This is a genomic window from Streptomyces sp. NPDC006365, assembly GCF_042870755.1.
In the GTDB taxonomy this organism is placed as follows: Bacteria; Actinomycetota; Actinomycetes; order Streptomycetales; family Streptomycetaceae; genus Streptomyces; species Streptomyces xiangluensis.
This window is the reverse complement of sequence record NZ_JBIAHS010000039.1, coordinates 1-10,326: the sequence shown is the minus strand read 5'-3', so window position 1 is coordinate 10,326 and position 10,326 is coordinate 1. Positions and strand designations below refer to the sequence as shown.

Sequence of the window (10,326 nt, the reverse complement as noted above, 5' to 3'; positions counted from 1 at the left end):
AACACTCACACGGAACCGAAGACCAACTTCGCCCCCGACTCACCGATCCGTCAGTGGACCCAATACCCGGCCAAGGCTGCGTGACGAGCCACTAGGTGGCCCGATCGCCGGGACGGTCTGGCAGATTCCGGAGCGCCGACCGCGATCCGCGAGGCGCGCGGCCCATGACCGAGCGCCATCACAGCAACGGGTGCATTCCGGCGCGATCGACCGGTGTCACCGCGCTCGCAGCACAGCGGCATTCTGTGGATGATCTGCGACGGCACCGTCTACACCAAAGCCATCGCCAACGAGAACGCCGTCCACTCCCTCGATCACGGCACGGTCTGGGTGACGTACAACGACAAGGCCCCCGACGCCGACATCAAGGCGCTGAGCGACAAGGCCTCAAAGACGCCCCACACGCTGATGAGTCCGGACGAGGACCAGTCCGGAACGATCACGCTGTCGGCCTGCGGCCGCCAGCTCAGCGTCGACAAGGTGTCCGACCCCAGCGTCGAGCAGTTCCTCACCAAGTACGTCCAGGGCACGCAGACTCCCGAGCCGGACGCCGCCTGCACCGGTGGGCTGACCACCTCATGAGGGACACGATTGTGACGGCGCCGGACGTGACGGACGCCAACGACCCGCGCCCAGGAGCCTCCGCCAAGCGGTGATCGACAAGGTTGTGACTGTGTCGTCTCTGAGTGACAAACCGCTGGCAGGCCCGACCAGGTCCACCGGCCAGCGCAGCCCGCGTCACGGCCCAGCGGGTACGGACGGCAAAGTCGGCGGCGTCCGGGTCGTACGCCCTCACACCGCCGACCGGTCTCCCCCCACTCACGCCGCGGGGGTTGACTCCTCGGCCGTGGAGCTGGAGAGGGCGGCCGACGGGCCCTTGAAGGGCTTGGACGGGTACCCGGTGTCGAAATGCATGTAGTCGGGCACCTTGATGTCCTGCCAGACCCAGCCCTCCTCCGTGAACGCCCGCCAGACCAGACCCCCCTTGAGGATCTTGCCCTTCCCCTCGGTACGCGCGGCGTCCTTGGCGCTCGGCGACCAGCGCTTGCTGCGCAGATCCTTCCACGGGTTCTCGAGCGGGTTGATGTCGATCGCGCGGCCGTTGGCGTGCGGGGACTCCCTGAACGGGGCGTTGATCTGGTCGGGGCGGCGGCAGTTGAACGCGGAGGTGTTGTCGTCGCGCAGGCTCGCGTTCAGGTCTCCGTCGTAGGCCTCCATCGGCTCCATACGGCGGATGGGGAAGCCTTCCTCGAACAGCCGCGTGAAGATGCGGACGACACTGGCCGTCACATCGGCGTTGACCACGAGGACACCGCGGTGCACCTCGCCGTCGAAGCCCAGGTAGTTCATCTCCACGCGGCGCAGTTGGTCGCGGACGTCGGGACAGCCCTTGCGCCACAGTCCCGCCGCCAACATGCGCGACCACTGTGCGTCCGTGATCTCTTTGACGGCAGCGTCCAGGGACGGTGTGGGCGGAGGGGTGGGTGTCGGACTGGGAGTAATGGAGGGCCGCGCCGAAGTTCCGTCGGAGCTGTCGGCACCCGGCGTTGACGGGGCGGCCCCCGTGGCCGATGAGGACGAGCAGCCGCCAGCCAGAAGCGCCGTCGTGGAGAGGAACGCAACGCTGCTGAGGGCGAGCTTCCGGCGCCGCCCGCCCTCGCGGGCCGATGGTGCCGTGTCCCTGCTCGGGTGGTGGAGGTGGGCCGCGTCGCGCATGCGCTCCGTCTCCGGTGCGTGGCTGGTCAAGCAAAATCTCCTGGAGTGCTTCCGGGACCCTCGTGCCGGGCACGGGGGTCCCGGTACGGGAATGATCTGATTGGTCGGGGCTGGTCAGCCAGGACCGGTACCTCAGTGCCGCTCTGACGTCGTGCCCTCGTTCAGAGGGAGGTCGTACGTGAGGAGGCGGCGGCCCTCGGGCGTGCGGATCTCTCCCTGACGCCGCCAGCCGAGCCGGTCGTAATACGGGCCTGTCCCGCCCTCGGCGGCGGTGACGAGAGTGACACGCGCGCAGCCCGCATCAGCGGTGTCCTTCACGAACCGCGCGATCAACCGAGCCCCTATGCCACGGCAACGGGCGTGCTCGGCCACGACGACGTAGTCCAGGACAGCGGTGACGCCAGAGTGGCCGACGGCGGGAGTCTGCCGGGCCGCCCGGTTCGATATCAGCTTGCGGCCGTAGCGCACCAGCCGAGTACGCAGGAAGTGCAGCGCGAGGCGGGGCCGCAGACACAGGCTGCTCAGGGCGCGGAACAGCAGTCCGCGCCCGTGGTCGCGCAGCACATGGCGGCGGTGCGCCGCCGGGTCGGTCGCACCGATGAGGAAGCCCACCGGCTGGCCGCCCATCTCCGCGATGTAGGCGCGCGCGTCCGGACTGGTGAGGTAGGTCCCGTTATACGCGGTCAGGAACTTCGGCCCGAGGCGGGCGAAGAAGCTGTCCGGAAAGTGCCTCAGGTGCTCGGCGATCACGAAGGGGAGGTCGTCAGGGTCCATGGACCGTATTCGAAGGCCGCCGTGCGCCGCGGGGCGGGCGTCTCTCGTCACCGGACTCGGAGTCCCGGCGGGGATCTGGCCCGGGGCGAGTCGGGCAGGGCTCGGGTATGCGGCTGATCGCATGTCGGCGTCCACGTAGGAGAAATTACTATACTGCGTAGAAACTTAGTAGTGCAGTCCGATGGCATGGCAGAACCCCTGGTCCTGACTGACGGCCCGCGAGTTTTGATTGAACGCAGGCCAGCTGTCCGCCTTCGAGCATTCCCGCCGTACGGACTCGGGCCCGGCCTGACCGCCGCGGCGGTGCACCGCGCCCGAGTCCGTACGGTTGTGCTGTCGGTCAGTTCTCCAGGCTGACCGAACGCGCCGAGGTGGCGCCGATCTCCTGGGCGATCTCGCTGAGAACGTCGGTCGGGACGTTGTTGTCGACGTTCAAGACCACCAGAGCCTCACCGCCGAGGGCCGCCCTGGAGACCTGCATACCGGCGATGTTCAGGCCCGCCTCGCCAAGAACGCGGCCGACCGTGCCAATGACACCGGAGCGGTCGGCGTAGCGCAGAAAGACCAGGTAGTTGGCTATCGCCAGGTCGATGTCGTGCTTACCCACCGACACAATTTTCTGGATGTGCTTGGGGCCGACAAGGGCGCCGGAGACCGAGACCTCCTCACCATCTGCGAGTGTGCCGCGGACGGTCACCACGTTGCGGTGATCAGGGGACTTCGAGCTGGTGGTGAGGTGGACCTCGACGCCGCGCTGCTGCGCGAAGAGTGGGGCGTTCACGTAGGACACGGTCTCGTCGACGACGTCCTGGAAGACGCCCTTGAGCGCGGAGAGTTCGAGGACCTTGACGTCGTGCTGGATGATCTCGCCGTACACCTCGATGTCGAGCCGGACGGCGACCTCGCCCGCCAGAGCGCTGAAGATCCGGCCGAGGTTTTCGGCGAGCGGCAGCCAGGGCCGTACGCCTTCCGCGATGACACCGCTTTGCACGTTGATCGCGTCGGGGACCAGTTCGCCCGCGAGCGCGAGCCTGACGGAACTGGCGACGGCGATGCCCGCCCTCTCCTGGGCCTCGTCGGTGGAGGCGCCAAGGTGCGGGGTGCACACGACCTGGTCGAAGTGGAAGAGCGGGGAGTCCGTGCAGGGCTCCTGCGCGTACACGTCCAGGCCCGCGCCCGCGACCCTGCCCTCCTTCAGTGCGTTGAACAACGCCTGCTCGTCGACGATCCCGCCGCGGGCGGCGTTGACGATCCGAACGTGTGGCTGGACCTTGTGCAGCGCCTCCTCGCCGATCAGGCCCAGCGTCTCCGGGGTCTTCGGCAGGTGCACGGTGATGAAGTCCGAGACCTCGAGCAACTCGTCCAGTGAGAGCAGCTTGACTCCCATCTGCGCGGCCAGCGCGGGCCGTACGTAAGGGTCGTAGGCGACGATCTTCATGCCGAAGGCGGACATGCGCTGGGCGACCAGGACACCGATGCGGCCGAGGCCGACGACGCCGAGGGTCTTCTCGCTCAGCTCCACGCCCGTGTACTTGCTGCGCTTCCACTCGCCGTTCTTCAGGGCCGTGTCGGCCTGCGGGATGTTGCGTGCCGTCGCGATCAGCAGGCCGCAGGCGAGCTCGGCGGCCGTGACGATGTTGGATGTGGGGGCGTTGACGACCATCACGCCGGCCTGGGTGGCGGCGGATACGTCGACGTTGTCCAGTCCGACACCGGCGCGGGCGACGACTTTCAGTTTGCTGGCCGCGGCGACGGCCTCGGCGTCGACCTTGGTCGCGCTGCGCACGAGGATCGCGTCGACGTCGGCGATCGCCGGGATGAGCTCGGCTCGGTCGGCGCCGTTGCAGTGCCGGATCTCAAAGTCGGGACCGAGTGCTTCAACGGTGGTGGGCGACAACTCTTCAGCGATCAGTACGGCGGGTTTCGGGCTCACGGTGATGTTCAGTCCTTACCTATTCCTTCGCGGACGGCCGTCTCGGCGGCCGAAGGCGGTGGCGGCTTGCGATGTGGTTCTGCGGGTGCTGGAGGAGTGCGGTCGGCTTGAGGCGTCACCTGCCGCGCCGGCGCAGGGAAGCGATGGCGGCGTGATGCGCGAGTACGTTCTGACGGCAGGTGACGTGCCAAGTGGTCAGGTGGCCGTGGCGCGGCGGGCGAGCGCCTGACGGTGCTTGTGTCCGTGGGCGCAAAACGCCGGCGCACAGGCCCAACCATCGACGTGGGCGTGGTCGGCCGGAGGGGAGGGAAGCGAAATCGGCCGCCCCCTCCACCAGGTGACGTCGTGTTATGTGTTCGCAGGCTCCGGCTGCGCCTCGCGCACCGGTGGCGCCAGGCGGCCCGTGCGGTGCAGCCCTGAGAGGGCGGCCGCGCAGGCGAGACCGAGTACGAACAGTGCCACCCACGGCAGCGCGGACATCCCGGCGTCCCGGGCGGCGTCGAGCGCGGCACCCGTCAGCAGGTTTCCGAGGGTGATGCCGATGCCGCAGATGGTGTTGTACAGGCCGTAGTGGGTGGCGACGAGGCGGTTGCCGGAGAGGCGGACGATGGTGTCCATCTCGAAGGGGTACGCGATCATCGTGCCGATTGCGAGGAGCAGCGCGGAGAGTGCCGGCGGCACGGCCGCGAGCAGCCACAGCCCCACCCCGCCGTCCGGTACCGGGACCGCGGTGGCCACCAGCAGCGGAACAAACCCGAGCCCCATCGTCAGCAGCCCCCAGGTCAGCGCGCGGCCCGGTTCCATGCGGGCTTTGCACCAAGCGGTCACCTTGGTCTGGAAGAGAATGGTGCTCAAGCCCGAGACGGCGAACAGCACCGCCACCGCCGCCGTGCCGAAAGTCCCTTCGCCGCCCAGGCGGCGTACCTCCAGCGGCAGGGCGAGATAGACCTGGAACTGCATGACGTAGAAGCCGATCATGGCAACCGAGAACAGCACGAACGGCCCGTTGGCCGCGATGCCCCGCCACTGGGACAGCACACCCTCCTGGTCCTGTCCACGCTTGGCGTCGTCGCCCCGGCGGGCGGGTAGGGCCCGGATCTGGACGATGCTCAGCAGAGCGAAGATCCCGGCCGCGACAAGGCACGTGACGCGGAAGCTCACGCCGGTCAGCAGCATGCCCACCAGCGGGCCGAGCAGGATCCCGGCCTGGTAGAAGATGTTGAACAGGGCGAACGCCTCGACCCGCCGCTCACCCGCGTCCGCCGCCAGATAGGCCCGTACGGCCGGGTTGAACAGCGCCCCGGCCAGGCCCGTCGCCGCCGAAGCGGCCAGCAGGGCGGGTACGGACTCCACGAGTCCGAGGGTTGCGAAGCCGACGATGCGTAGCACCAGCCCGGCGATGATCATGGGTTTGTAGCCGAGCCGGTCGGCCAGCGTTCCGCCGAGAAGGAACATGCCCTGCTGGCTGAAGTTGCGTACTCCGAGGATCAGCCCGACCAGCCAGCCCGCCAGTCCCACGGGGCCTGCCAGATACGCGGCCAGGTAGGGCATCAGCATGTAGAAGCCGAGGTTGATGGTGAACTGATTCACCATCAACAACTGGACACTGCGGTCGTAGGAACGAACCTGTGCGATGGTCGTCCTCACCGGTTCCCCTCCCCGAGCACGTCAACGCCGTCAAGCTTCTCGGCGGCGTCGCTGTCCACGGACGCCCCGGCTTCCGCGTCGGATGCGTCGAGCGGACCGGCCATCTCGGACCGCGACTCCGAGTCGGCCGGCGTGAGCGGGTCCATGACGTTTTCACACCGCGTCCAGCGAGTGACCTCCTTCTCGTCCAAGCGGCCGATCACCTCCGGTTCGGGCGCGGGCCGGGCGTCGAGCAGGCCGTGGGCGGCGCAGTAGTCGTCGTCGTAGACCGTGCCGAGGTAGCGCTGCGGGCCGTCGGGGAAAATCGCGGCGATCCGGGTCTCCGCGGGCAGGGTGCGGGCCAGCCAGCCGGCGACCATCGCCACCGCGCCGACGCTCCAGCCGCCGGTGGCGTAGTGGGAGGCGGCCAGCTGACGGCAGCTCCACACCGCCTCCGCCGGGGCGACCCAGTGCACCTCGCTGAAGTTGTCGTAGGCGACATTGCGCGGGTAGATGCTGGAGCCCAGGCCCCGCATCAGCCGGGGGCGGGCGGGCTGGCCGAAGATCGTCGACCCGATGGTGTCGACCCCGACCAACTTGAGGTCCGGATAGAGCTGCTGGAGTACGCGGGAAACTCCGGCGGAGTGTCCGCCGGTGCCCACGCTGCACACCAGCACGTCGATATGGCCGAGCTCCGTGGCCAGTTCGAGGGCGAGCGGGGTGTACGCGGTGGTGTTGTCGGGGTTGTTGTACTGGTCCGGGCACCACGAGCCGGGGTGCTGCTCCATCAGCCTGGCGACCCGGTCGCGGCGGGCCTGCTGCCAGCCCCCGGTGGGATGCGGTTCGGAGACGAGATTGACCTGCGCCCCGTATGCGGTCAGCAGCCGGGTCATGGACATCTCCAGCCCCGGGTCGGTCACCAGCGTGACGGGGTGCCCGTAGACCATTCCGGCCAGGGCGAGGCCCAGCCCGAGGGTGCCGCTGGTCGACTCGATGATCCTGGCGCCCGGCTGGAGTTCGCCGCGGGCGCGGGCGCGCTCGACCATGTGCAGGCCCGGACGGTCCTTGATGCCGCCGGGGTTGAAGCCCTCCAGCTTCGCCCAGAAGCCGCGGCCCGGCTCGGTGAAGGGCTGGGACACATGCAGGAGCGGGGTGTTACCGACGAGCCCCCGTAGGGCGGAACCGAAGCCGGCAGGAGTGAGGTCACTCTTGGCCATGAAGTGCATTTGTTTTCGCTCTCATATCGGTATGGACGCGTGCGGATGCTCATCTCGCGCGGCGGCCAAGGCGCGCCGCGCGGCGGGGCGACCAGGCCGACCCGTGGGGTCGCTCCTATATGCGCCACCTGCAGATGGCGGTGAGAGCGGACCGGCCGCCGCTGGACAGCAGTCTTCGGACGGCGCCAGAGGGCTGGCGCATGGGAGTTGCTGTGGCGTCCGTCAGCGACGGCGCGGTGGCGGTGGGCGGCGGGACCCGAGCGGACGACTGAAGGGAGACGGCCTGCGCGAGGCGCGGACCGTGGCAACGGTCGGGAGACTCGGACGGGTCGAGATTCTCGCCGTCGGAGCCCTCCGCGGGCCCAGAGGCTTCACTCGACGCTGCGGCCAATCGAGCGGGCGACTCCGCCGCATGGCGTTGATCGCCGAGGCACACCAGCAGCATGCACAGCAGGGCGTACAGCGTGCCCCGGACGAGCCGGCTCCTCCGGAGCGGACGTACGCATGAGTCATCGGCACGGGAAAGGGCAGGGGTGGGCGGCACAGGTCCTCCGCGCGGCGGTCACTGCCTGTACGGGAACTCTCCCGGTCGAGGCAGGGATCGGTGGGGGGTGGGGGAAGAGGGCCGTCGACCGTCTCCGCGCCACGCTGTGGGGCGCTGTGCGCAGGAGGTCAGACGTCATGGACCGGTCGCCGGGGAAGGCGTGACGCGGCCTGGGGCCGAGTCGAGAATCCTCGGAAAGGTCGACCGGTTCGGAAGGCGCTGACCTAGATACGAAGAACCGCGGAGTCCGCCGCTTGCGTTCTCGGGACCGCGAAGTCCCGTGCCGCGGCGGCGTGACGGGCGGGCGCGAAGCCGGGTGCCTCCTCGCCGTTCTCCGAGCTCAGCGGAGACAGGCAGGGCTCCGTTACAGCCGGACCCTGCGAAGGCTGCCCCATCGCACAGTCCGCATCGGCGTGCTGCTGTCCGTGGCCGTCGTGATGGCCCTCCGGCTGCTCGCCCGCCGTCTGCGCCGACGTGGCACTCGCAACGTTTTCGTGTTCGGCAGTGTGCTCGAAATGAACGCCCGACGCCGAAACACCCTTGTCGGAGGCGAGGTGACTCACCGTCGCGTCAGGGCTGGCGATATGCGTATACAGCAGGCCGAAGAGGAACAGGCCAAGCCCCAGCACACGCCACAGAGCCGCTGATGAGCGGCTCCTCGGCATACGAGAAGGAGACCAGGCCGTAATCACGCTGTGATCCTAACCTGATCGCCAGGCTCCGGCGCGCCGTCTCAGGAGAACATCGCGTGAACCCAGCCACATGACGTCACACCAGAGCACCTGTTGGGACCAATAGCACCCAACGACTGGCGACTTCATCGTTCGCAAACGCCTTGTTCGGCCCTGCGTGACGGCCTTGGAGAACGGACAACGGTGCGGCCGGACGGGCGATGTGCACCTCCGGGCCGCACCGTTTCTGCCGCCGCGTCAGCTCTTGCCGAGCATCTTGTTCATCTGCTCGATCTCGGCGGCCTGGGCCGTGATCACGTCGCCCGCGAGCTTCACGGCGGAACCGTACTTGCCGTCGGCCTTCTGAGTCTCGGCCATCTCGACGGCACCCTCGTGATGCTTGATCATCATCTCGAGGAACATCTTGTCGAACTCGGCGCCGGAGGCCTTCTCCAGCTTGCCCATGTCCTCGCTGTTCATCATGCCGGGCATGGACGACATGTCACCCATGTCGTGGCCCTCCATGCCGGACATGTCCGCGGGGACCTCCTCGCCCCACGAGGTGAGCCAGCCGGACATGGTCTTGATCTCCGGGTCCTGCGCACCCTCGATCTTCGTGGCGAGGTCCTTGACCTCCTGCGAAGAGGCGCGGTCGGCAGCCAGGTCGGCCATTTCGACGGCCTGACGGTGATGCTGGATCATGTCCGTCGCGAAGGAGACGTCCGCGTCGTTGTGCTTGCCGGCCTTGGCCGAGGCGGACGCGGACGGGCTGGAGTCGGAGCCCATGGACCCCATGTCGTGCCCTCCGCCGCCACAGGCGGCGAGGACGAGGGCTGCCACTCCCGCGGTGGCGGCGAGAGCGGTACGACGGATGAGCTTGCGGTGTGCGGTCATGAAGTGAACTCCTGCATTCGGATCTGTGAAGGGCACGCCGAGACGCGGCGCCGTCCCTTGTGGGCGTACGGCGTCGCGCGGGTCGCTCTATATCCGCAGGAGTTGGAGTTCGGAGAGTGAGGGCGGAGCGCGACCGCCGTCGGGATCACTGCCGACCGAAGAGGCAGGCACGTCCACACCGGCGGCGCAGGCCGCCACATCGGGCAGGAGCACCGGTGCCACCAGGGGACCTCCGGCGACGGAGGCTGAAGCACAGGTCGGATCGGCATGGTCCGCGTGACCCGAACAGCCCTCCTCGCCGTGATCACACCCGCCCGGCATCGACGCCATGACGTCCGTGTGCGCGACCGAGACCATCCGGTCGCGCCCCGAGGCAGCGGTGACGTCTGGAACCGGCCCGAGTCCGTGCATGCCGAGCAGGCCCAGCAGCAGAGCGCATACGAGCAGCCCACAGGACCGCACCGTCGAGTGCGGTCGAGAGAGCTGTCCGAAGCGGGTCACGGCCTCAGCGTAGGCGTAGATCAACGGCTTCTTGCATCCCGGAGGCCGCGGGAGCAGACACGGAGACGTGATACTCGCCCAGGGTATTTCATCTCTCACCTGGGAGAGCCATGGCCAACCTACTGACGACCGATTATCACGTGTCCGGCATGACGTGCAGCCACTGCGAGAAGACCGCGGAGGGAAGAGGTCTCGGCGCTCGACAACGTGGCCCACGTCCCCAAGGGCCGCGTCACCGTGAAATCCGCCACTCCGCTCGACGGCACTTGGATGCGCGAGGCCGTCGGCGAGGCGGGTTACGAACTCCCAGGGTGAGCTGACGATTTCACCCTCGCGCCGAAAGTCCGACCGAGCGGCCGCCTACTATGGGCTTACGTATTCGGTGGCGAGAGGAAGTCAGGGCGATGCGACGGCTGGGGGATCTCGAGGCAGAGATCATGGATCGTCTCT

The 10,326-nt window shown here is 68.3% G+C and carries 7 protein-coding genes and 1 pseudogene; 1 reads left to right on the top strand and 7 read right to left on the bottom strand.

Going from position 1 to position 10,326, the window contains the following annotated elements; genetic code table 11:
- Positions 1-243 precede the first annotated feature (243 nt).
- Positions 244-582, top strand: a pseudogene (locus ACFYO0_RS46255) (DUF3105 domain-containing protein); the annotation flags it as partial.
- A gap of 237 nt (positions 583-819) precedes the next feature.
- Here ACFYO0_RS46255 and ACFYO0_RS46250 read toward each other — a convergent pair.
- From ACFYO0_RS46250 to ACFYO0_RS46220, 7 genes are all read right to left on the bottom strand, one after another.
- Positions 820-1,746, bottom strand: a complete 927-nt coding sequence (locus ACFYO0_RS46250) for a M15 family metallopeptidase (RefSeq protein WP_388688431.1) — start codon at positions 1,744-1,746, stop codon at positions 820-822.
- A 102-nt stretch (positions 1,747-1,848) separates the two neighbouring features.
- A complete protein-coding gene (locus ACFYO0_RS46245; RefSeq protein ID WP_388688428.1) occupies positions 1,849-2,490 on the bottom strand; it encodes a GNAT family N-acetyltransferase in 642 nt (213 codons plus the stop codon).
- 340 nt (positions 2,491-2,830) lie between these two features.
- Positions 2,831-4,423, bottom strand: coding sequence for a phosphoglycerate dehydrogenase (serA, locus tag ACFYO0_RS46240; protein WP_388688425.1), 1,593 nt, complete (start codon positions 4,421-4,423; stop codon positions 2,831-2,833).
- Between the two features lie 348 nt (positions 4,424-4,771).
- Positions 4,772-6,070 carry an MDR family MFS transporter gene (locus ACFYO0_RS46235; protein ID WP_388688423.1) on the bottom strand — a complete coding sequence of 433 codons (1,299 nt, stop codon included), beginning with the start codon at positions 6,068-6,070 and terminating at the stop codon, positions 4,772-4,774.
- Positions 6,067-7,275, bottom strand: coding sequence for a PLP-dependent cysteine synthase family protein (locus tag ACFYO0_RS46230; protein WP_388688421.1), 1,209 nt, complete (start codon positions 7,273-7,275; stop codon positions 6,067-6,069). The genes ACFYO0_RS46235 and ACFYO0_RS46230 overlap by 4 nt, the downstream gene beginning before the upstream one ends.
- Before the next feature lie 1,464 nt (positions 7,276-8,739).
- Entirely contained in the window at positions 8,740-9,375 is a 636-nt protein-coding gene (locus ACFYO0_RS46225; RefSeq protein ID WP_388688418.1) for a DUF305 domain-containing protein, read from the bottom strand.
- An 87-nt stretch (positions 9,376-9,462) separates the two neighbouring features.
- The gene (locus tag ACFYO0_RS46220) at positions 9,463-9,876 is read right to left on the bottom strand and encodes a DUF6153 family protein (protein ID WP_388688416.1); all 414 of its coding nucleotides are present in this window, start codon (positions 9,874-9,876) and stop codon (positions 9,463-9,465) included.
- Positions 9,877-10,326: the final 450 nt, after the last annotated feature.